Source organism: Nocardioides stalactiti (assembly GCF_014180715.1).
In the GTDB taxonomy this organism is placed as follows: domain Bacteria; phylum Actinomycetota; class Actinomycetes; order Propionibacteriales; family Nocardioidaceae; genus Nocardioides; species Nocardioides stalactiti.
Genome location: NZ_JACEFC010000007.1, coordinates 49,605 through 71,175, shown reverse-complemented (window position 1 = coordinate 71,175; position 21,571 = coordinate 49,605). Strand labels below are relative to the sequence as shown.

Genomic DNA, 21,571 nt, shown 5'->3' with positions numbered 1-21,571 from the left:
GAGATCGTCCGACAGCTCACCCGGGAGCGGCGGGGCGGCCGGGATCCGCTGCCTGATGATCTCCTCGGTCCGCGGGTCGAGGACGATCTCGTGGCTGTCGCCGTCGCGGCCGTCGAAGCGGACGGCGACGGTCTGGAACCCCTTGTGCCGCTGGCTCTGGGCATACATGGCATAGGCCTTGCGGTCCGCGTCGGTGAGGTCGACGTTGTCGGTGAACGGCGTCGCCAGGGCGCGCGGCCAGAGCTTCTTGGCGAGCACGACGTTCACCTCGATGCCGAGCACCCCGATGATCGAGCCGACGTACAGCAGCACCATCAGGCCGAGGACCAGGCCGAAGGTCGTGTTGATGCGGTTGTTGTCGGTGGTGTCGAGCACCCGGGTGACGTACGTGCCGGCGAAGTGCTGGAGGACCTGCCACAGCACGGCGATGGTGAAGCCGCCCGGGGCGGCGCGTGCGATGTGGTGGTTGATCGCCTTGGCCGCGGCCATCCGCAGCAGCACCGTCATGACGATGCCCAGCAGGGTGATGGTGACCAGCCGGACCAGCCAGGCGAACCACCAGTGGTCCGACAGGGAGCCGACCATCGCGGTCCCGGTCACCAGCGCTGAGAAGATCGAGAGGCCGAGCACGACGGTGCCGGCAACGCCGAGCAGGACCACGCTGTTGAGACGGGTGAGGACGGGATGGGTGCGGCTGTTGCGCGGCACGGCCCACGCGGTCGCCTGGACGTTCTGGAGGGCGAGGCCGAGGCCGATCGCACCGTAGAGGGCACCGAGCGCACCGACGACGATCGCCCCGACCGATCCCTCGAGGCCCTCGGGTCGTCCGAGCTGGTCACCGATGATGGGGAACTGGGCCAGCGCGGAGTTGAGCGCGGCCTCCTCCAGGTCGGGATACCCCTGGAGAACGAAGCCCAGGATCGAGGATCCGAGCAGCAGCAGCGGGAAGATCGCGAGGAAGGCATAGAACGTCAGCACCGCGGCCAGGTAGTTGCCCTGGTCGTCGAAGTACTTGTAGACGACCGCCAGCGGGACCCCCAGGACGGGGACCCTGCGCTGAGTTCGGTCGAAGCCGGATGCGACCCCCACGCCTCAACGCTACCGGGGTGGTCAGGCTCCGGGGTCGAAGACCGTGTCGGCGGGCAGGTCGATGCCGAGCTGGACGAGCTCGTCGGTGAGCACCAGGATCACCTGCCGGGTGAGTCGGTCGACGACCTGGTCCTGCGGCTCGTCCTGGTGGTCGAGCCACCAGATGACGACCGCGTCGACCATCCCGATGAGTCCCGCGAGCACGCCGTCGGGCGCTTTCGGCACGATGTCGGTCGGCCGTAGGTAGGCCGCCATCGCTGCGAGGAGCGCGTCGAGGAAGCGGCTGCGGCCCATCCGCGCCTGGTGCAGCGACCGGGTCTGCTTCTGGGCGGCGACGAAGCGATAGAGGTTGGGGTGCTCGCCGGCCCAGCCGACGATCGCCGCGGTGATCCCGTGGACGATCTCGTACGGCGTCCCGCGCCGGCTCAGGTGCGGACGGACCCGCTCGAGCAGGTCCGCGGAGGCCAGTCGGGCCACCTCGACGTCGAGCTGCTTCTTGCTCTCGACGTAGCGGTAGACGTGCGGGCGGGGGATCCCGGCGCTCTCGGCGATCTGGCCCATCCCGACGCCGGGCCCGTGGGCGTCGATGGCGGCGGTGGCAGCCGCCACCAGCTCGCTGCGCCGACCGGGGTCGTCGCCGACCTTGCGGATCCGTCGAGCCACGGTCGAGTCGACCCACCTCGCGACATCAACCATGGGGTTCACGATAACGGGTACAGCCTGTACCCTGCTTCTCGGTACACCCTGTACCGCCTATCTCTACGGACCGCCTTCCCGAAGGAGCCTCCCCCGATGCCTGCACGCCGATCGCCCTGGATGGACCAGGAGCTCGACGACCTCCGCGACCTCGCCCGCACGTTCTGCGAGAAGGAGATCAAGCCGAACATCGAGACCTTCATCGCCGACAAGCAGGTCGACCGCCAGCTCTGGAACAAGGCCGGCGAGATGGGCCTGCTCTGCATCTCGATCCCCGAGGAGTACGGCGGCGGCGGCGGGACGTTCGCGCACGAGGCCGTCATCATCGAGGAGCAGGCGGCCGTCGGCGACAGCTCCTGGGGCGCCTCGCTGCACAGCGGCATCGTGGCCCACTACCTCCTCGAGTACGGCACCGAGGAGCAGAAGCTGGAGTGGCTGCCCAAGATGGCCTCGGGCGAGGCCGTCGGCGCCATCGCGATGACCGAGCCGGGCACCGGCTCGGACCTCCAGAGCGTCAAGACCAAGGCGATCCGCCAGGGTGACGAGTACGTCATCAACGGGTCCAAGACGTTCATCACCAACGGCGCGCAGGCCGACGTCGTCCTCGTGGTCGCGAAGACCAACCCCGAGGAGGCTGCCAGCGGGATCTCGCTCATCATCGTGCCGACCTCGGCGCCCGGCTTCTCCCGTGGGCGCGTGCTCGACAAGATCGGCATGAAGGGCCAGGACACCGCCGAGCTCTTCTTCGAGGACGTCCGCGTCCCCGTCGCCAACCTGCTCGGCACCGAGGAGGGCCAGGGCTTCATCCAGCTCATGCAACAGCTCCCGCAGGAGCGGCTCATCGTCGCGGTCTCCAACGTCGCCGCGATGGAGCTGATGCTCGACGAGACGCTGCGCTACGTCCACGACCGCACGGCCTTCGGCCGCCCGATCTGGGGCTTCCAGAACACCAAGTTCAAGCTCGCCGAGGTCGCCACCGAGGCCCGCGTCGCCCGGTCGTTCGTCGACGAGTGCGTCGGTCTCCACGTCGAGGGCAAGCTCGACATCCCGACCGTCGCGATGGCCAAGCTCTGGTGCTCCGAGCGCGCCCAGAAGGTCGCCGACATCTGCCTGCAGCTGCACGGCGGCTACGGCTACATGAACGAGTACCCGATCGCCCGCGCCTGGGCCGACCTCCGGGTCTCCCAGATCTACGCCGGCACCTCGGAGATCATGAAGGAGATCATCAGCCGGTCGCTCCCGGCCCCGAGCTGACCCTGATCCGTGGCTCCACGCCGGGCGCGCATTTCATCCACCTGGTTGATGTGCGCGCCCGGCCGCGCGGTCTAGCGTCCGAGGCAGTGACCCGGGCCCTGGCCGCCGCATGGGGGAGGCCGGAACGGCACCGGGTCCTCTCGGACCAGGAGAAGCCGTGCCCGCTCCCACCGCCCGCCGTTCCCGGGCCCTCGCCGGCCTGACCCTCGCCGCCGCGCTGATCACCGCACCCGCACTCACCGGCCCCGCGGAGGCCGGTGCCCGCACGCCGAGCGACCGGGGACCGTCGGCCGCGCCGGTTGCTCCCGCCTGCGACCTGACCCATGGCAACGGCCGCCGCGACGAGTTCGCGCACTGCACCACCGTGGTCGTCACCCACCTGACGACACCGGACGTGGGGCGCACGACCGCGGTCCAGGTGGCGGTCACCTCGGTCGTCGACCTCGAGGACGCCACCCTCACCGTCCTCACCAACGACGCCTTCGAGGTCGTCGATCCTGGCGGCTTCTCCCGTCGGGGGAGCCGCGCCTCGGGCGTCGGCCGGCTGGCCGCCCGCTCCCGGACGTTCGACGCCGATGCCGGCGACACGACGCGCTTCAGCTTCCGGGTCCGTGGAGTCCGCGCGGGATACTCGATCGTCCAGGGACGCCTGGACACGGCAGGGCATGCCTTCGACGGCCGGGGCGAGGTGGGCACCTACCTCGGCAGCACCCAGCCGCGACACCGGGTCAAGGCCCAGCGGGTCGAGCCGTCGCCTGACGTTCGCACCGCGCGCCGACCTGGGCGCTCGACGGCCCTGGCGCCGCGTGCGGAGTCGCACAGCCTGTCTCGACGGGCGCCCAACGCATCGTGCGCGGAGGGGACCTGGCTCTACGACGACCAGAACGGCGACGAGTGGGCGGCCGGCAACCTGAGCGTCGACGTCTGGGACGAGGACTCCGGCCCCGACGAGCTGCTCGCTGCCGGCGTCAGCTACCTCGACGGCACCTTCGAATTCTGCTTCGAGAGCGTCGACTCCGACGAGGGCGGTGGTCAGGAGGTGTACGTCGTCGCCCGCACCGAGAACGACGCCTGGCGGGTGCGGACCGACCCGGTCGACGACCTGACCTACGAGCTCAGCTCGTGGACGGTCCCGTTGCCCAGCAGCGGCGGTACCGCCGACTTCACCGGCCTCAAGTCGAGCAACCCCGTGCTGTTCCGCGCGTTCCACGCGTTCGACACCCTCAACCTGCTCTTCCTCTGGCAGGCCGACATCAACCCCGACGCCATCGACGACCCGGGCGACACCCGGCAGATGATCATCAACTGGACCGCCACCGCCGACGCCGGCACGTACTACAACCTGACCACCGACGACATCCACCTCGAGGCCGCCGACCCGGACGCCCGCGCCATCGTGGTCCACGAGGGTGCGCACGCCCTGATGGACGCGATCTACGACGACGACTTCCCGACGACCACCAACTGCAACCCGCACCAGATCTGGGGAGCAACCTCGGCCACCTGCGCCTGGACCGAGGGCTGGGCGGAGTGGGTGCCCGCCCGGGTCCTGGGCGACCCGTTCTTCCGGTGGCCGGAGGGCAACTTCGAGAACCTCGAGGAGCCGACCTGGCCCTTCTTCGACCCCGCGTACGCCGGCCACGCGACCGGCGACACCGTCGAGGGCCGCGTCGCCGCGGCACTCATCGACCTGTCGGACAGTGAGCCCGACGGCGACGAGAGCTTCTTCTGGGACCGCTACAGCGAGGGCGGGCCCTCGGCCATCGACGAGGAGATCTACACGACCAGCCTGGTCGAGGTGTCCGACACCTTCAAGGAGTTCTTCACGATCGACCGGCCCGGCGAGGGCGATACCGGCTACCTGGCTCGCGCTGCCCTGTTCCAGAACACCATCAACTACACCCACCGCGACCCGCTCGCCTCCGACACGCTGCTGCAGCGGCCGCGGCTCTCCGGCGGGGCCCCGAACCCGCACGACTACTCCACGTCCCTCACGACGTCGTACTGGAGCGGCGTCGCGATCCAGCCGACGCAGAGCGACGACTACGACCTGAGGCTGTACTCGGACCAGGCCATGACCGTCGCCGGCCTGATCACGACGAGCAACCTCGGCGGCGGCGTGAACGACTACGTCCTGGTCGACGGGAACCACCGGACGGGATCCTTCTTCCCCCGCGCCCAGAACGGCATCGGGAGCTTCGTCTACAACATCGAGGCCTACCTGGGGAGCAAGTCGCTCCCGACGGGTACCACGACCGGCTCCCTCACCACCGGCGACCTGCTCCGACTCTGGGACGTGTCGGTGACCGGGGGACAGACGAACTACGTCCGGATCGTGCCGTCGTCGGGGCTCGACGTGGAGCTGCTGGCTCACGACTCCGACGGGTCCTCGGCCAACGCGGCCCAGAGCAGGAAGAACGCCGTCGCGACGAGCACCTCGACGGGCGCCGGCGGCGCCGAGAGCATCTCCTACTCCTCGACGGACTCCGACGAGACCGGCCTGGTGGTGCTCCGCGAGAGCGGGTCGGGCACCTTCACGATCTATCGCGACACGGCAGCGCCGACGTCCCCGACCGTCTCGATCGACAAGGGCTACCCCTCGACGTACGACACCTCGGTCGGCCTGACCCTCTCCGCGACCGGCGGGCTGACCTCGGTCGCGGAGATGCAGATCTCCACCGACGGGACCCTCGACACCGAGGCGTGGAAGCCCTACAGCACCAGCAGCACCGTCACGGTGCCGTCGGGGACCGGCACCAAGACCGTCCGTGTCCGCTTCCGCAACCAGGCAGGTGCCGTGTCCGCCACGGCGAGCGACACCATCGAGCTGATCGCCACGCCCACCTGCGACGGCAAGACACCGACGCTCGCCGGTGGCGGCGTCCTCACCGGAACCTCCGGCAACGACGTCATCGTCGGCGCCGGTGGCAGTGACACGATCAGCGGGCTCGGCGGGCAGGACACCATCTGCGGCTTCGACGGTAGCGACGCCATCACCGACGGAGCCGGGACCGACAAGGTCTTCGGCGGCCTCGGCAACGACACCGTGACCCAGTCCGCGGCCGCCGACACCGGAGACGTCGTCGACGGCGGCTTCGGCAACGACACCGTGAGCTATGCGGCCCGGACCACCCGGGTCGTCGTCTCCCTCGACTCCTCGGCCAACGACGGCGGCGCCGGGGAGGCGGACAACGTGATGTCCTCCGTGGAGAACATCACCGGCGGGACCGGCGACGACGCGCTCACCGGCAACTTCGTCGTCAACGCGCTGACCGGTGGCGGCGGCGCCGACTCCCTCGCCGGGGGGACCGGCAACGACCTGCTCTACGGCGGCGACGGCGGCGACGTCTTCCTCGAGGGTTCGTCCGCCAACGGTGCCGACCGCTTCGACTGTGGCCCCGGGAGCGACCAGGTCAGCTACAGCCTGCGGACCGTCTCCGTGGCGCTCGTCCTGAGCGGCCTGGGACCCTCCGGCGAATCGGGCGAGGGCGACACGGCGATCGGGTGCGACGGCGGCACCGGCGGCACGGCCGGCGACGCCCTCTCCGGCTGGATCTCCAACGACACGCTCATCGGGGGCGGCGGCAACGACACCCTCAACGGCGGCTACGGCGCCGACGTGCTGACCGGCTCCGCAGGCGCGGACACGCTCCGGGGCAGCTCCGGGACCGACACCCTGAACGGCCGGGACGGAGCCTCCGGCGACTCGCTCGACGGCGGCTCGGAGACCGACACGGCGACCTTCGACCGCGGCGACACCGTCACCAACGTGCCGTAGTCAGAGCAGCTCGTCGCGCGCGAGCCGGACCGCCGGCTCCAGGTCGAGGGCGGCACCACGGGCTTGCGCAGCCTCACGCGCGCCGGGCGTGAGGGCGGCGATCGCCGCACCCGTGCGGGTCTCCCGGAGCGTGAGGTCGGCGGGGACCATCACCGACCCCTCGTCGGCGTACGCCCGGTCCGCGGCGGCCAGCAGGGTCGCTGCGAGGGCCGCGCGGCCGCGTCGTACGGCCAGGGCGGCGAACGTCTCCAACGCCTCCATCAGCCGGAACGCGTGGTGGTCGAGCTCGAGCAGCGATGCGCTGGCGCTGGCGAGCCGCTCCGTAGCCTCGACCAGGTCGTCGTCGACCAGCGCCGCGTCGGCGAGGAGCATCTGGGCGACCGCGACCTCGAGCGGGTCGTCGGCGGCGATCTCCAGCACCTCGCCCAGGCATGCACGCGCCGTCGTGGTGTCACCGAGCTGGATCGCGTTGCGGGCCCGGTTGGACAGCGGGATGGCCAGGGAGAGCTGGCCGTCGAGCCCACGGCGCAGGGCGATGCTCTCGTCCATCAGCGGTGCCGCCTCCGCGACGCCCCCGTCGTCGTGGACGATGCCGGCGAGGGAGTTCAGCGCCCGCGCCGCCCAGAGCCGGTCCCCCGACGCGAGCAGGAGGTCGTAGGCGATCCTGCAGTGCTCGATCGCCTCGGCGGTCACGCCCTGCTCCGCCTTGCAGATCGCCAGTGCGTACGACGTCTGGCCCCGCAGGAACGGGTCGGCGTCGGGCGCCAGAGCGAGTGCCCGCGTGAGCCACTCGACGTCCTCGCTGCCGGGCGCGACGTGGTAGAGGTAACGCCCCCACGGACCCGCGACCGCCAGCAGCTGGGCGCCCGGCGGCGTGTCCGAAGCGGCGGTCGCCGCCAGCCTCGCGGCGGCAGCACGGACGTTGGCGCGATCGGGGTCGATCAGCCGGACCCACTGGTGGACGCTGCCCTGCTTGCCCTCGGTGCCGATCAGGTGGTCGCGGAACCAGGCGGCGTGCCGGTCCGCCACCGCGTCGGCCTCCTCCCCGAGCAGCTCGGCGGCGTACTCCCGCAGGGCCTCGAGCATCCGGAACCGGCCGTCCCGGGCATCCACGACGAGGCTGGCCCGCGCCAAGGTCGTCAGGTCGTCGGCGGTGAAGCCCGCGACGGCCGTGGCGGCCTCGACGGTGAAGCCGCCGTCGAACGCCCCCAGGCACGCGAAACCCCGCACCAGCGGTTCGGGGAGGAGGGTCACGCTCCACGCGATCGCGTCCCGCAGGGTCTGCTGGCGCGAGCTGCGGTCGCGTGGTCCGTCGGCAGCAAGGTCGAGCACCTGCCGGTTGGCCAGCTGCTTCTGGAGCACCTCGACGGAGAGCTCGTCGGCCCGCGCCGCCACGAGCTCGATCGCGAGCGGGATGCCGTCGAGCTGGACGCAGAGGCCCTCGATCACGTCCTCCGAGGCGGTGAAGCGCTCGTCGACGGCGCGGGCACGCGCCACGAAGAGAGGCACGGCGTCCGCCGGGGCCAACGGCTCCAGGCGCACCACCCGTTCGCCGTACAACCGCAGCCGCACCCGACTGGTCACCAGCACCCGGAGCCCCGGCGCCGCGGCGAGCAGGTCGGAGACCACGGTGGCTGCGTCCTCCACCTGCTCGAAGTTGTCGAGGACCAGCAGCAGCCGGCGGTCCCGGAGATGGGCCGCAAGAGCCGAGCTGAGGTCGCTGCCGGCGACCTCGACCTCGAGCACGTCGGCGATCGCACCCGCCACGAGCCGGTGGTCGCGCAGGGAGTCCAGGGCCACGAACCACACCCCGTCCGGGTGGTCGGCGGCCAGGCCGTGACCGGCCGCGATCGCCAACCGGGTCTTCCCGATGCCGCCCGGGCCGACGATGGTGACCAGCCGCCCGTCAGGCTCCCGCAACAGCGCCGTCACCGCGGCGATCTCGGGCTCGCGTCCGATGAGCGAGGTCACCGGAGCCGGCAGGTGCCGCCGTCCTCGCAGCTCGACGTCCTCGATGCGGAGGGCGACGTCGTCGGCGAGGATCGCAGCCTGCAGCTGCTGGAGGTCCTCGCCGGGGTCGAGCCCGGTCTCGTCCGCCTTGAGCTCGCGGCCCGCGGCGAAGGTCGCCAGCGCGTCGGCCTGCCGGTCGCTGCGGTGCAGCGCGAGCATCAGGTGTCCGCGGAGCTCCTCGTTGAGGGGGTGCTGCTCGACCAGCGGCTCCAGCCACGGTACGAGCTCCCGGTGTCGTCCGAGGGCCAGGAGCGCCCGGGCGCGCACCCCGAGGGCGGCCAACCGCTCCGCCTCGAGAGCGACGACGACCGGACCGACGAGCGGCAGGTCACGCTGGTCCTGCCAGGCATCGCCGCGCCAGAGCGCCAACGCCTGGTCGGCGAGCTGGGCGGCCCGCTCCGGTGCCGGCTCAGCGCTCGCGGCGGTGACGAGGCGGCTGAACTCCGCGGCGTCGATCGCGTCGGGACCGACGTCGAGGCGGTAGGCGCGACCCTCGGTGACCAGGCGGTCGCCGTACTCCCCGAGCGCGGAGCGGAGTGAGGAGACATAGACCTGGAGGCTGCGCAGGGGGTTGGCCGGACCGCCGTCCCCCCAGACCTCCTCGACGAGCCGCTCGACCGGTACGACGGCGGGCGCGAGGGCCGCGAGGATCGCGAGGACGGCCTTCTGCTTGCGCGGGCCGAGGTCGACCGGGGCCCCGTCGACGGTGACCTCGAACGGCCCGAGAACGTCGATCCGGAGGCCCGATCCGTCGCCCCGGCCGGGGCCCGCGCCACTCGTCACCCCCGGAGTCTGCATCAGTAAAGAAAAAAATTGAGTGGAATTTGAGCAGCGGTCGGCACGATCCTCCTCGAGCCGAACTTCCCGGCTCAAGAACCCGAGAGAGAGACCCCCTGATGACCACCATGGCCTCCACGCGCAGGACCCGGCTCGAGCCGCCGACCTCCGCCCCGCGTCGTCCCCTCGGCGCGCCGCGCGCGCTGCCGCCGGGTCGTCCGGTCCAGCTTCGCTCGGTGCCGCTCCCTCAGGGCGCGGCCGGCCACCCGGCCCCGGCGTCGGTCGCCCCGGTGCGGCCCGCCTGGGCCGACCAGATCTCTCGCCGCGAGGCCGAGGTCCTCCGCCTGGTCGCGCGCGGCCTGTCCAACGCCGAGATCGGCGCCGAGCTGTTCATCTCGCTGCCGACCGTGAAGTCCCACGTCGCCCGGCTGCTCGACAAGCTGGACGCGCGTGACCGCGTCCAGCTCGTCGTCACCGCCTACGAGACCGGCTTCGTCCTCCCCGAGCGCCTGCGCCGGGCCCGCCCCGTCGCCTGACGAACCCGCACACTTCGGTCGACGAACCCGCACACTTCGGTCGCCGAACCCGCGAAGTTCGGTCGCCGAACCCGCGAAGTTCGCATTGACCTGCCCCGGTCGGTCGACCAAACCCTGCAAGTTCGGCGACCAAACCCCTGCAAGTTCGGCGACCAAACCCTGCAAGTTCGGCGACCAAACCCTGCAAGTTCGGCGACCAAACCGTGCAAGTTCGTGGGTCAGTAGGACTTCGGGAGGCCCAGGGTGTGCATCGCGACGAAGTTGAGGATCATCTCCCGGCTGACGGGGGCGATCCGGCCCAGGCGGGAGGCGACCAGCAGGTTGCCGAGTCCGTACTCGACGGTGAGTCCGTTGCCACCGTGGGTGTGGACGGCGACGTCGGCGGCGTTGCAGGACACCTCGCCGCCGGCGTACTTGGCCATGTTGGCGTACTCGCCCGCGGTGAAGTCGTCGCCCGCGTCGTAGAGGGCGGCCGCCTTCTGCCACAGCAGGCGGGCCTGCTCGAGCTCGATCTTGACCTTGGCGATCGGGTGCTGGATGCCTTGGTGGGCGCCGATCGGCTGGTCCTTCCAGACGCTGCGGGTCTTGGCGTACTCGACGGCCCGGTCGATCGCGTACCGCGCCGCACCGCACGACATCGCGGCGCCCATGATGCGCTCGGGGTTCAGGCCCGCGAAGAGCTGCCACAGGCCGGCGTCCTCGTCACCGACGAGTGCGTCGGCGGGCAGTCGCACGTCGTCGAGGAACAGCGTGAACTGCTTCTCCGGCGCCTGCCAGGCCATCGGGATCGGCTGCTTGGTGAAGCCCTCGGCGTCGGTCGGCACGACGAACAGCGCAGGCTTGAGCTTGCCGGTCTTGGCGTCCTCGGTGCGGGACACGATCAGCACCGACTGGGCCTCGTCCACGCCGGAGATGAAGGTCTTCTGGCCCTTGAGCACCCAGGTGTCACCGTCGCGCGTCGCGGTGGTGGTGATGTTGTGGGAGTTGGAACCGGCGTCGGCCTCGGTGATGCCGAAGGCCATCAGCAGGGTGCCGTCGGCGATCCCCGGGAGCCACCGCTTCTTCTGGTCCTCGGTGCCGCAGCGGCTGATGATCGACCCGCAGATCGCCGGTGAGACCACCATCATGAGCAGCGGCGCGCCGGCCGCGGCGCTCTCCTCCAGCACCGCGGCGAGGTCGGCCATGCCGCCGCCACCGCCGCCGTGCTCCTCCGGGATGTTGACGCCGAGGAAGCCGTTCTGGCCCATCTCGAGCCACATCTCGGTCATCTTCCCGCCCTCGCGGGTCTGCTTCTCGACGAACTCACGCCCGTACTTGCTGGCGAGCTTCTTGACCGCCTCGCGCAGCGCGACGCGCTCCTCCGGCTCGGTGAAGTTGATGGTCATGGATCAGTCCTCTTCGTTGTCGGAGTCGGGGGTGACGACGGCGAGCACGGTGCCCGCCTCCACCTGCTGGCCGGTGCTGGCCGCGAGCTCGGTGACCGTGCCGGAGTACGGCGCGGCGATGGTGTGCTGCATCTTCATGGCCTCCATGACCAGCAGGGCCTGCCCCTCGGCGACGACGTCGCCGACCTGGGCGTGCACGGCGACGACGCTGCCCGGCATCGGTGCCAGCAGTGACCCCTCGGCGACCTGCGTCGACGGGTCGACGAACCGCGGCTTGCGGCGCAGCGAGACGTGGCCGAGCGGCGACTCGACGTCGACCGACTCCTGCCCGGCGTCCCCGGTGACGTGGACGTTGAAGGTACGGCGCACGCCGGCGACCTCCAGCACGACCTCGTCCGGCCCCGCGCCGATGACGGTGACGTCGTCGAGGTCGGCGGAGGTGAGGTCCCGCCCGCCGTACCAGTGGACAGCGAGCTCCTCGCCGTCGCCGACGAGGAAGACCGTCTCCTGCGGCTGGGACACCACGTTGCGGAACCCTGTCGGGATCCGGGTCTGCACCGCGGCCGCGAGCCGAGCCCGTTCGGCCAGGGCGATCGCGGCGGCGAAGCCCGACAGCGGGGCGGCGGCCGCACCACCGGGAGCCGCGCCGAGGACGGTGAGGTCCGAGCCGTCGAGCCAGGTGGTGTCCATCGTCGCGTCGACGACCACGGGGTCGCGGAGCAGGTTGACCAAGAGGTCACGGTTGGTGCGCAGGCCGTGGACCTCCGCTCGGGCGAGCGTCCCGGCGAGCTGGCGCAGCGCCTGGTCGCGCGACGGCGCCCAGACGATCACCTTGGCGATCATCGCGTCGTAGAAGGTGCCGATCGCGTCACCGGCACCGACGCCCGAGTCGAGGCGGATGCCCTGACCCGTCGTGATGAACTCGCTGACGACTCCCGGGATCTCGAACCGGGTGATGGTCCCGGACTGGGGCTGGTAGCCGGCCGCCGGATCCTCGGCGTAGAGCCGCACCTCGATCGCGTGCCCGGTCGGCGATCCCACCTCGAGGTCCGCGAGGGAGCGGCCCTCGGCGACGGCGATCTGGAGCGCGACCAGGTCGACGCCGAAGACGGCCTCGGTGACCGGGTGCTCGACCTGCAGCCGGGTGTTCATCTCCAGGAAGTAGAACCGGTCCTTGGCGACGTCGTACAGGAACTCGACGGTGCCGGCGCCGCGGTAGTCGATCGCCTCGGCGGCCGCCTTGGCCGCCTCGTGCAGCGACTTGCGCGTGGCGTCGGGCAGGCCCGGGGCGGGCGCCTCCTCGATCACCTTCTGGTGACGGCGCTGCACCGAGCAGTCGCGCTCACCGAGGACGATCGTGCCGTCCGCGGTGCCGAGGACCTGGACCTCGACGTGGCGCCCGCTCTGGATGTAGGGCTCGACGAAGACGGTGCCGTCGCCGAACGCCGACGCCGCCTCGGCCTGCGCGGTCGCGATCTCGCCCGCGAGCCTGTCGAGCTCGCGGACGACCCGCATGCCGCGGCCGCCACCCCCCGCGCTGGCCTTCACCAGCACCGGGAGGTCCTCGACGGTCGCGGTGTCGGCGGTGAGCTCACCGAGGACCGGGACGCCAGCCGCCTCCATGAGCTTCTTTGACTCGATCTTGGAGCCCATCCGCTCGATCGAGTCGGGCGCAGGGCCGACCCACGTCAGGCCGGCGTCGATCACCTGCTGTGCGAACGCGGCGTTCTCCGACAGGAAGCCGTAGCCGGGATGGATCGCGTCGGCACCGGCGGCCCGGGCGGCCGCGATCACGAGGTCGCCCCGCAGGTAGGTCTCGGCCGGCGCGTTGCCCGGGAGCCGTACGGCGGCGTCCGCGTCGCGCACGAACGGCATCCCCGCATCGGCGTCGGAGTGGACGGCGACGGTCTCGATGCCGAGGTCACGACAGGTCCGGAAGACCCGCCGCGCGATCTCGCCACGGTTGGCGACGAGCAGTCGAGTGATGGTCATAGACGAAACACCCCGAAGTTCATCTGGCCCTCGATGGGCTGGTTGTCGATGACGGACAGGCAGATGCCGAGCACGGTCCGGGTGTCGCGCGGGTCGATGACCCCGTCGTCGTAGACCATCCCGGACAGCACGTAGGGCAGCGACTGCTCCTCGATCTGCGCCTCGACCATGTCCTTGATGCCCTGGAAGCCGGCGGCGTCGAAGACCTCGCCCTTCTTCTCCGCGGACTCACGGGCGACGATCTCGAGCACCCCCGCGAGCTGGGCGGGACCCATGACCGACGACTTGGCCGAGGGCCAGGTGAAGAGGAAGCGCGGGTCGTAGGCGCGGCCGTTCATGCCGTAGTTCCCGGCGCCGTACGACGCGCCCATGATCACCGTCAGGTGCGGCACCTTCGAGTTGGAGACCGCGTTGATCATCATCGCGCCGTGCTTGATGATGCCGTTCTGCTCGTACTCCTTGCCGACCATGTAGCCGGTGGTGTTGTGCAGGAAGAGCAGCGGCGTGTCCTTCTGGTTCGCGAGCTGGATGAACTGCGCGGCCTTCTGGGCCTCCTCGCTCATCAGCACGCCGCGCGCGTTGGCGAGGATCCCGATCTCACGGCCGTGCAGGCGGGCCCAGCCCACGCAGAGCGCCGATCCGTAGAGCGGCTTGAACTCGTCGAACGGCATCCCGTTGCCGGCGCTGGTGCCGTCGACGATGCGCAGGATCGCGTCGCGCGGGTCGAACGGCTCCTTGAGGTCGGTGGGGATGAGGTCGAGCAGCTCGTCGGGGTCGAGGTCGGGCTCCGCGTAGTCGGTGACCCGGTCGGTGTCACCCTTCTTGCGCCAGTTGAGCCGGGCGACCACCCGGCGGGCCTGCCGGATCGCGTCGAGCTCGTCGACGGCCAGGAAGTCGGACAGGCCCGAGGTCCGCGAGTGCATCTCCGCACCGCCGAGCGACTCGTCGTCGGTCTCCTCGCCGGTGGCCATCTTGACCAGCGGCGGGCCGGCCAGGAACACCTTCGCCCGCTCCTTGACCATGATCACGTAGTCGCTCATGCCGGGGACGTAGGCGCCGCCCGCGGTGGAGTTGCCGAAGACGACGGAGATCGTCGGCTGCTTGCGCGCCGACGCCCGGGTGAGGTCGCGGAACCCACGGCCTCCGGGGATGAAGATCTCCTTCTGCGTCGGGAGGTCGGCGCCGCCGGACTCGGTGAGGTTGATCGTCGGGATGAAGTTGCGCTCGGCGATCTCGGCCGCGCGGAAGGACTTGCGCAGCGACCAGGGGTTGAGGGCGCCGCCCTTCACCGTCGGGTCGTTGGCGACGATCATGCACTCGACGCCCTCCACGACGCCGATGCCGGTGACCATGCTGGCGCCGACCGCGAAGTCGCTCCCCCAGCCGGCGAGCGGCATCAGCTCGAGGAACGCCGAGCCCTCGTCGACGAGCAGCTCGATGCGCTCGCGCGCGGTGAGCTTGCCGCGCTCCTTGTGGCGTGCGATGTACTTGCCGCCGGCCTCGACGGCCTTGGCCTGCTCGGCGTGGAGCGCGTCGATCTTGGCGAGCATCGCGTCGCGACGGGTCACCTCGCCGGGCGCCTCGCCGGGCTCGGCCGTCTCGAGGGTGTCGGTGGTCATCCCTCCAGCACCTCCTTCATCCGGGTGAGGGTGGTGCGCATGCCGCGCTCGTTGGTACGGCCGCGCAGCGTCCCCAGCACCATCCAGTAGCCGCGGAGGAACCACTTCGGCTCGAGCCGGAAGTACTCCGTCACGCGGGTCCCCTCGCCCTCGGGCGTGAGCTGGTAGCCCCAGTTGGTCCAGGCGCTGCCGTCGAGACCGACGGCGAACTCGAACACCCCCGAACCGTCGGACCCCGGCTCCACGCACTTGGTCACCGTGCACGGCGACCAGTACGTCGGACCGACGCCGTTGCGCTTCACGTGGCCCTTGAACCGGGCGCCGACCGCAGGCCCGGTCGCGCCGTGGGTCCACTGCGCCTCGAACGTCTCCGGCGAGAACTCGCCGATCCGGGTGACGTCGCTCACCAGGTCCCAGACCTTCTCGGGCGGGGCGGCGATCGACATCGTCACCTCGCGCGTCAGCCCGCTCACGAGGCGTACCCCAGCAGTCGGGCGGCGAGGTCGGTGAGGACCTCGGTCGCACCACCACCGATCGGCAGCAGCCGGACGTCGCGGTAGTGCCGCTCGACCTCGGACTCGCGCATGTAGCCCATCCCTCCGTGGAGCTGGACGGCCTGGTCGGCCACCCACACGGCGGTGTCCACGGCGGTCTGCTTCGCCAGGCAGGCCTCGGCGATGACGTCCTCCCCGGCGTCGTACCGCTTCGCCACCTCGAGGGTGTAGCTGCGAGCGACCGCGACCTGGCGGTGCATCTCGGTCAGCTTCGCGCGCACCACCTGGTTGGCCAGCAGCGGCTTGCCGAACGTCTCGCGGTCGCGGCAGTACTGCACGCTCAGGTTGAGGCAGCGCAACGCGTGGCCGTAGCCGAGGAGCGCGAGCCAGATCCGCTCCGAGACGAAGTTCTGGGCGATGTAGTAGAAGCCGTGGTTCTCCTGGCCGACGAGGTTGGCGACCGGCACGCGGACGTCGACGTAGGAGAGCTCGCCGGTGTCGGAGGCGAGCCAACCCATCTTGTCGAGCTTGCGCGACACGGTGAACCCGGGCGTCCCCTTCGGCACGACGATCATCGACAACCCGTGGGCGCCGGTGTCGGCCGTCCGGACCGCGGTGACGACGAAGTCTCCGCGCACCGAGGAGGTGATGAACGTCTTGGCCCCGTTGATGACGTAGTGGTCGCCGTCGCGGACCGCGCGGGTCGTGAGCCCCGCGACGTCCGAACCGGTGCCGGGCTCGGTGATGCCGAGCGAGCCGATCATGTCGCCGGTGAGCACCGGGCGCACGTAGGTGTCGATGAGCTCGGCGGAGCCGTTCTGGATGATGTGCGGGATCGCGATTCCGTGGGTGAAGGCCGAGGCCATCAGGCCGCCGGACCAGCCTCCCTCCATGAACCCCTCCTGCATCGCGCAGGCGTCGATGAGGGTGCCGCCGTCGCCGCCGACCTCCTCGGGGACCCCCACACCGAGGAAGCCGCCGTGCGCGAGCTTCTTCTGGAACTCGCGCGGGATCTCGCCGTCCTTCTCCCACTGGTCGAGGAAGGGCGTCACCTCGCGCTTGGTGAACTCCAGGGCCGAGGCCTTGAGCGCGACCTGCTCCTCGGTGAAGCCGTGGTTGAACGTCGTCACCGGGGCCCCCGCGAAGTCGTTCGGAGGAGCGCAGCGGGGGAGAAGAACTTCGTGGGGTGGTTCATAGGACATTCCCTTCGATGTTGACGAGGCGGGAGCGGATCCACTCCGCGAGGCCCTTGGCCTGCGGGTCGAACCGGGCGGTGGCGGCCACGCCCTCGTCGAGCAGGCCGTGGATGAGGATGTTGATGCCGCCGAGGTTGGGCAGGACGTAGACCTCGACCTCGAGGTCGGCGGCCTCGGGGATGAGCTCACGGACCCGTCGGCGCGACATGTACTTGGTCAGCCAGGTCACGCGCTCGGCGTACTTGGGATGGCCGTCGTTCTTCACCCAGAGGCCGATGTTGGCGTCGCCGCCCTTGTCACCGGACCGTCCGTGGACGAAGGTGCCCAGCGGGATCCGTCGGGTGAGCTTGTCCTGCGGGGCCGGGTAGGGCGAGGGCCGCTGGCCCTCGGCGAGGTCGATCGGCACGTCGGCGGTCTTGGGGTCGGCGATCACCTCGCGCGTGCCGTCGTGGTGGACGACCGTGTGCTCGACGGTGCTGCGCGGGACGTAGGCGGGGCTGTAGACGCCGTAGGCCGTGCCGGGCCCGGGCATCCGGGTCACGCTGAACCCCGGGTACGACGCCAGCGCGAGCTCGATGATCGGGGCGGTGAGCCCCTTGCTCACCTTGGCGTTGTCGGCGTCGAACGCCGTCACCCGGAGCAGCATCGAGGCGCCCTCCTCGGTGTCGGCGTCGGGCTGGACGGCCCGCACGCCCGACCACTCGACCTTCGCCGGCCGGCCGGCGCCCTCCGGTCCGAGCGCCCGCTCGACCTGCGCCTTGATCCACGCAACCTTGGCGTCGGCCTCGAGACCCGTGACGACGAACTCGGCGGAGTTGCGGAAGCCCGCGAAGTAGTTGAGGCACGCCTTGAGCCTCTCCGGCGGCGGGCTGCCCTTCACGCCCGTGACGGCGACCCGGTCCCCGTCCTCGGGCCCGACCTGCTCCAGGCGGAGCGAGGTGAGGTCGACCGTGACGTCGGGGTTGAGGTAGCGGGTCGACTGGATCTCGTAGACGAGCTGGGCGGTGACGGTGTCGACCGTGACCGCCCCGCCGGTGCCCTCGTGCTTGGTGATGACCATCGAGCCGTCGCTGCCGAGCTCGGCGATCGGGAACCCCAGCGGGAGGTCGCGACGGGGGAGGTCGAGGAAGCCGCTGAAGTTGCCGCCCGTCGCCTGGGTGCCGCACTCGATGATGTGTCCGGCGACCACGGCGCCGGCGAGCTCGTCGTACGACTCGGGAGTCCAGCCGAAGTGCGCGACCGCCGGGCCGACGACGACCGATGCGTCGGTGACCCGGCCGGTGACGACGAGGTCCGCGCCCTGGGTGAGCGCCGCGGCGATGCCGAAGCCGCCGAGGTAGGCGTTGGCGGTGAGCGGGTTGCCGTAGGTCTCGTGGACGAGGCCGAGCTCGGCGACCTGGCTGCGGATGTCGTCGCCCTCGACGTGGGCGATCTTGGCGTCGAGGCCCAGGCCCGTGGTGACCTCGCGCAGCTTGTCGGCGAGGCCTCGGGGGTTGACCCCGCCGGCGTTGACGACGACCTGGACGCCCTTCTCGAGAGCCAGGCCCAGGGCATCCTCGGCCTGCTTCACGAAGGTCCGGGCGTAGCCCAGGTTCGGGTCCTTGAAGGTGTCCTTGCCGAGGATGAGCATGGTGAGCTCGGCGAGGTAGTCGCCGGTCAGGTAGTCGAGCGGGCCCCCCTCGAGCATCTCCCGGAAGGCCGAGAGGCGGTCGCCGTAGAAGCCCGAGCAGTTGCCGATCCGGATGACGTCGGTCATGCCGTCGCTCCGTCAGCGGTGCGCCCGCCGCCGGCGGGACCGGCGAAGGCCTGCGCGATGGTCAGCCACTGCTCGGCCTCGTCACCGACGGTGACCAGGTCGGTGTCGTCGCGGTGGACCCGCTGGGTGACCAGCTGGCAGAAGTCGTAGGCCGATCCCTTCACCGACTGGGCCGCGTCGTCGGGCCCCCAGACCCAGAGCCCACCGCTCGGGGCGGTCAGCTCGATGCGGAACTCCTCGGCCGGCGGTTCGAGCTCGTTCTGGGAGAAGGAGTAGTTGCGGGTCCGGACGCCGAGGTGGGCGACCTGCTTGATCCGGTCGGTGGGCTCGGGGCGGTCGCCGCCGAGGGCGTCGTACACGTCGAGCGCGTGGGCCCAGGTCTCCATGAACCGGGCGGTCGCCATCGACGTCGGCGACATCGGCGGGCCGAACCACGGCATCTTCTGGCCGTCCTCGACGCCGGCGAGAGCGGCGCCGAGGGCGGCGCGACCGGCGTCCCAGCGAGCGAGCAGCTCGGCCGGTGCGGACTCGGCGACCTCGAACGCGCTCGCGTCGACGAACCCGGTCGGGTCGGCGATCGCCTTGAGGACCACCTCGTCCCACGCCTCCTTGCCCTCGGGCGTGTGCGCGACCGCGGCCAGCGCGGCGACCTCGTCGGTCCAGAGCAGGTGGGCGATCGTGGTGGCGATCGTCCAGCCCTCGGCCGGGGTCACCGTCGCCCATGCCGCGTCGTCGAGAGCGGCGACCACCGCGCGCAGCTGGTCGCCCTCGGCGGTGAGGTCGGCATAGACGTCGTCGAAGACACTCATGAGTCGTGCTCTCCGTTCAGGGCGGCGTCGAGGGTGTGCGCCCACTGGTCGAGGATCCGGCGGCGCCGACGGGTGTCGTCGCCGAGCGTGCTGGCGAGGCCGAGGCCGCGCACGAGGTCGAGGGTGGCCTGGATCAGCTCGCGGACGCCGGGCTGCGACTCGTCGGCGCCGAGCAGCTGCACGGTCATCTGGTGGGTCTCGCGGCCGACCAGCCGCTCGAGCGGACCCACCGCCTCGAGCAGCGCGGTGTCGGTGCGCGCCGCGACCCACAGCTCGAGCGCGGCGGTGAAGACCGGCCCGGCGAAGTGGTCGCCGAGCATCTGGATGACCGCCGGAGTGCGCTGGGCGCCGGACGGGAGACGCGCGGCCCGCTCGGCGAGCTCCTCCCCGCGCCGCTCGGTGAGGTGGGCGACGGCAGCCACGACGAGGTCGTTCTTGGTCGGGAAGTGGTGCAGCTGCGCGCCTCGGCTGACCCCGGCCCGCTCGGAGACCAGCGTGGTCGTCGTACCGCTGAAGCCCTTCTCGACCAACAGCTCGACGGTCGCCTCCAGCAGCCGCGCCCGCATCGCCCGGGTGCGCTCCTCCTGCGGAACGCGGGGGGTCGTCTGCGAGGTCACGCCGTCAGGATGACCCGCCAGAAACAAACAGTCAAGCCTGACTGTTAATTCGTCTCACCAGGTCGACCGCACGTCTTCGAAGTGCCGGATGCGAGCGTCATCGGTCAGCAGCACCGCACCTTCGAGCTGTGCTTGGGCGACGAGCATCCGATCGAAGGGGTCGCGGTGCTCCCAGTCCAGTCCTCCGGCACGTGCCATGTGGGCCACCGAGAGCGACAGCTCCGTCGCACGCAGACCACGCATCAGACGCGGCCAGCCGTCGAGGACACCACGACCGCCGGGCAGTCGACCGAGTCGGACCTTCAACGCGATCTCGTAGGCCGAGGCGGCGCCGACGTAGCGGCGCTCTGCGTCGGCGATCGCGCTACGCTGACGGGCCCCGAGCCTCGGGTCGTCGGCTGCCCACCACAGCAGGACGTGAGTGTCGAGAAGCAGCACCGTCACGCCGGTCCCGCGCCTTCCCAGGCCACCAGCTCCTCCTCCGGGAGCGGCTCGAAGAAGGCATCCCCGACCACCACGTCGAACCCCCCCACGACGTAGTCGATCTGGGTCACGGGCCGCAGCTCGGCGATCGGCTTGCCAGCGCGAGCAATCACGACCTGCTCCCCGCCCTCGACGAGCTTGAGCAGCTCCGAGAGCCGGGTCTTGGCCTCCTGGACGTTCACCGTGACGCTCATGGCTCGAGCGTACGACGGACTGACCAGGTCGACCAGACCAGTCTGGTCAACCATCGCGCGTTCGCGGTTCTGCCACACTCGCCGCCATGCCCCAGACGATCCTCATCACCGGTGCGTCGAGCGGCCTCGGCGCCGAGATGGCACGACAGTTCGCTGAGCACGGTTACGACCTGGCGCTGTGCGCGCGTCGTACCGACCGGCTCGAGGACCTGCGCGCGGAGATCCTCGCCGAGCACGCCGACCACGGCCACGAGCAGCCGCGCATCGCGCTCCGCTCGCTGGACGTCACCGACTCCGACGCCGTGTTCACGACGTTCCGATCCTTCAAGGAGGAGCTCGGCCACCTCGACCGTGTCGTCGTCAACGCCGGGCTCGGCAAGGGCGCCCCGCTCGGCACCGGCCGCTTCGACGCCAACCTCGAGACCGCGATGACCAACTTCATCGGCGCCCTCGCCCAGACCGAGGCGGCGATGGAGGTGTTCCGGGCCCAGGAGTCCGGGCACCTGGTGATGGTCTCCTCGATGTCGGCGATGCGCGGGCTGCCCAAGGCACTGACGACGTACGCCGCCACCAAGGCCGGCGTCGCCCACCTCGCGGAGGGACTGCGGACCGAGCTCTACGGGACCAAGCTGCAGAAGAAGATCAAGGTGACCGTCCTCTACCCGGGCTACATCGCCTCGGAGATGAACGACAACGTCGCCGGGGAGGCCCCGCTGATGGCGTCGACCGAGAAGGGCGTGCGGGCGATGGTCGCCGCCATCGAGAAGGAGGTCGGCGACGCCTGTGTGCCGCCTCTCCCCTGGGCCGCCCTGGCCCCGGTCATGAAGCACGCGCCGCTCCCGCTGCTCAAGCGGCTGATCTGAGCTCCCTCGACGCTCCTGGCTCG

17 protein-coding genes are annotated in these 21,571 nt (G+C 70.9%); 4 read left to right on the top strand and 13 right to left on the bottom strand.

The annotated features are described in order from the left end of the window. Both H0487_RS02750 and H0487_RS02745 read right to left on the bottom strand, forming a co-directional pair. Nucleotides 1-1,089: YihY/virulence factor BrkB family protein (locus H0487_RS02750; protein WP_312855799.1), on the bottom strand; the 1,089-nt coding region annotated here is incomplete at its 3' end. 21 nt (nucleotides 1,090-1,110) lie between these two features. Further along, entirely contained in the window at nucleotides 1,111-1,785 is a 675-nt protein-coding gene (locus H0487_RS02745; protein WP_183092694.1) for a TetR/AcrR family transcriptional regulator, read from the bottom strand. A gap of 96 nt (nucleotides 1,786-1,881) precedes the next feature. Between H0487_RS02745 and H0487_RS02740 the strand changes: the two genes are divergently transcribed. Then, nucleotides 1,882-3,039 (top strand): acyl-CoA dehydrogenase family protein, encoded by a 1,158-nt coding sequence (locus H0487_RS02740; RefSeq protein WP_183092693.1) that lies wholly within the window; start codon nucleotides 1,882-1,884, stop codon nucleotides 3,037-3,039. 157 nt (nucleotides 3,040-3,196) lie between these two features. Beyond that, a complete protein-coding gene (locus H0487_RS24135; RefSeq protein WP_183092692.1) occupies nucleotides 3,197-6,817 on the top strand; it encodes a calcium-binding protein in 3,621 nt (1,206 codons plus the stop codon). Here the strand turns inward: H0487_RS24135 and H0487_RS02730 are convergent, their stop codons facing one another. Then, nucleotides 6,818-9,610, bottom strand: a complete 2,793-nt coding sequence (locus H0487_RS02730; RefSeq protein WP_183092691.1) for an AfsR/SARP family transcriptional regulator — start codon at nucleotides 9,608-9,610, stop codon at nucleotides 6,818-6,820. A 113-nt stretch (nucleotides 9,611-9,723) separates the two neighbouring features. On the opposite strand from H0487_RS02730, the gene H0487_RS24130 reads away from it, so the two are divergent. Continuing rightward, nucleotides 9,724-10,140, top strand: coding sequence for a response regulator transcription factor (locus H0487_RS24130; protein WP_183092690.1), 417 nt, complete (start codon nucleotides 9,724-9,726; stop codon nucleotides 10,138-10,140). A 218-nt stretch (nucleotides 10,141-10,358) separates the two neighbouring features. On the opposite strand, the gene H0487_RS02720 is transcribed toward H0487_RS24130, so the two are convergent. The 10 genes from H0487_RS02720 to H0487_RS02675 form a co-directional block, all read right to left on the bottom strand. Continuing rightward, the gene (locus tag H0487_RS02720; protein ID WP_183092689.1) at nucleotides 10,359-11,525 is read right to left on the bottom strand and encodes an acyl-CoA dehydrogenase family protein; all 1,167 of its coding nucleotides are present in this window, start codon (nucleotides 11,523-11,525) and stop codon (nucleotides 10,359-10,361) included. A gap of 3 nt (nucleotides 11,526-11,528) precedes the next feature. After that, nucleotides 11,529-13,517: an acetyl/propionyl/methylcrotonyl-CoA carboxylase subunit alpha gene (locus tag H0487_RS02715; protein ID WP_183092688.1), complete on the bottom strand. Its 1,989-nt coding sequence runs from the start codon at nucleotides 13,515-13,517 to the stop codon at nucleotides 11,529-11,531. After that, nucleotides 13,514-15,136 (bottom strand): acyl-CoA carboxylase subunit beta, encoded by a 1,623-nt coding sequence (locus H0487_RS02710; RefSeq protein ID WP_183092687.1) that lies wholly within the window; start codon nucleotides 15,134-15,136, stop codon nucleotides 13,514-13,516. The genes H0487_RS02715 and H0487_RS02710 overlap by 4 nt, the downstream gene beginning before the upstream one ends. Continuing rightward, nucleotides 15,133-15,609, bottom strand: coding sequence for an SRPBCC family protein (locus H0487_RS02705; RefSeq protein ID WP_312855798.1), 477 nt, complete (start codon nucleotides 15,607-15,609; stop codon nucleotides 15,133-15,135). Before H0487_RS02705 ends, H0487_RS02710 begins: the two co-directional genes overlap by 4 nt. Then, nucleotides 15,606-16,760, bottom strand: coding sequence for an acyl-CoA dehydrogenase family protein (locus H0487_RS02700; RefSeq protein ID WP_312855797.1), 1,155 nt, complete (start codon nucleotides 16,758-16,760; stop codon nucleotides 15,606-15,608). Before H0487_RS02700 ends, H0487_RS02705 begins: the two co-directional genes overlap by 4 nt. Before the next feature lie 61 nt (nucleotides 16,761-16,821). Continuing rightward, nucleotides 16,822-18,582: an acyclic terpene utilization AtuA family protein gene (locus H0487_RS02695; RefSeq protein WP_183092685.1), complete on the bottom strand. Its 1,761-nt coding sequence runs from the start codon at nucleotides 18,580-18,582 to the stop codon at nucleotides 16,822-16,824. Further along, on the bottom strand, nucleotides 18,579-19,391 hold the full coding sequence (locus tag H0487_RS02690) for a TIGR03084 family metal-binding protein (protein WP_183092684.1): 813 nt from the start codon (nucleotides 19,389-19,391) through the stop codon (nucleotides 18,579-18,581). The genes H0487_RS02695 and H0487_RS02690 overlap by 4 nt, the downstream gene beginning before the upstream one ends. Continuing rightward, nucleotides 19,388-20,008, bottom strand: coding sequence for a TetR/AcrR family transcriptional regulator (locus H0487_RS02685; protein ID WP_312855796.1), 621 nt, complete (start codon nucleotides 20,006-20,008; stop codon nucleotides 19,388-19,390). Before H0487_RS02685 ends, H0487_RS02690 begins: the two co-directional genes overlap by 4 nt. 54 nt (nucleotides 20,009-20,062) lie before the next feature. Then, on the bottom strand, nucleotides 20,063-20,452 hold the full coding sequence (locus H0487_RS02680) for a type II toxin-antitoxin system VapC family toxin (protein ID WP_183092683.1): 390 nt from the start codon (nucleotides 20,450-20,452) through the stop codon (nucleotides 20,063-20,065). Then, on the bottom strand, nucleotides 20,449-20,685 hold the full coding sequence (locus H0487_RS02675) for a type II toxin-antitoxin system Phd/YefM family antitoxin (protein WP_183092682.1): 237 nt from the start codon (nucleotides 20,683-20,685) through the stop codon (nucleotides 20,449-20,451). Before H0487_RS02675 ends, H0487_RS02680 begins: the two co-directional genes overlap by 4 nt. Before the next feature lie 86 nt (nucleotides 20,686-20,771). Here H0487_RS02675 and H0487_RS02670 point away from each other — a divergent pair, with 86 nt between their 5' ends. Further along, nucleotides 20,772-21,548, top strand: coding sequence for an SDR family oxidoreductase (locus tag H0487_RS02670; RefSeq protein WP_183092681.1), 777 nt, complete (start codon nucleotides 20,772-20,774; stop codon nucleotides 21,546-21,548). The last annotated feature ends 23 nt before the right edge of the window (nucleotides 21,549-21,571 follow it).

Coding starts and splice junctions, on each gene's coding strand:
- H0487_RS02675 (WP_183092682.1), bottom strand. CDS start 20,685: ATGAGCGTCACGGTGAACGTCCAGGAGGCCAAGACCCGGCTCTCGGAG.
- H0487_RS02720 (WP_183092689.1), bottom strand. CDS start 11,525: ATGACCATCAACTTCACCGAGCCGGAGGAGCGCGTCGCGCTGCGCGAG.
- H0487_RS02715 (WP_183092688.1), bottom strand. CDS start 13,517: ATGACCATCACTCGACTGCTCGTCGCCAACCGTGGCGAGATCGCGCGG.
- H0487_RS02690 (WP_183092684.1), bottom strand. CDS start 19,391: ATGAGTGTCTTCGACGACGTCTATGCCGACCTCACCGCCGAGGGCGAC.
- H0487_RS24130 (WP_183092690.1), top strand. CDS start 9,724: ATGACCACCATGGCCTCCACGCGCAGGACCCGGCTCGAGCCGCCGACC.
- H0487_RS02695 (WP_183092685.1), bottom strand. CDS start 18,582: ATGACCGACGTCATCCGGATCGGCAACTGCTCGGGCTTCTACGGCGAC.
- H0487_RS02710 (WP_183092687.1), bottom strand. CDS start 15,136: ATGACCACCGACACCCTCGAGACGGCCGAGCCCGGCGAGGCGCCCGGC.
- H0487_RS02740 (WP_183092693.1), top strand. CDS start 1,882: ATGCCTGCACGCCGATCGCCCTGGATGGACCAGGAGCTCGACGACCTC.
- H0487_RS02745 (WP_183092694.1), bottom strand. CDS start 1,785: ATGGTTGATGTCGCGAGGTGGGTCGACTCGACCGTGGCTCGACGGATC.
- H0487_RS02670 (WP_183092681.1), top strand. CDS start 20,772: ATGCCCCAGACGATCCTCATCACCGGTGCGTCGAGCGGCCTCGGCGCC.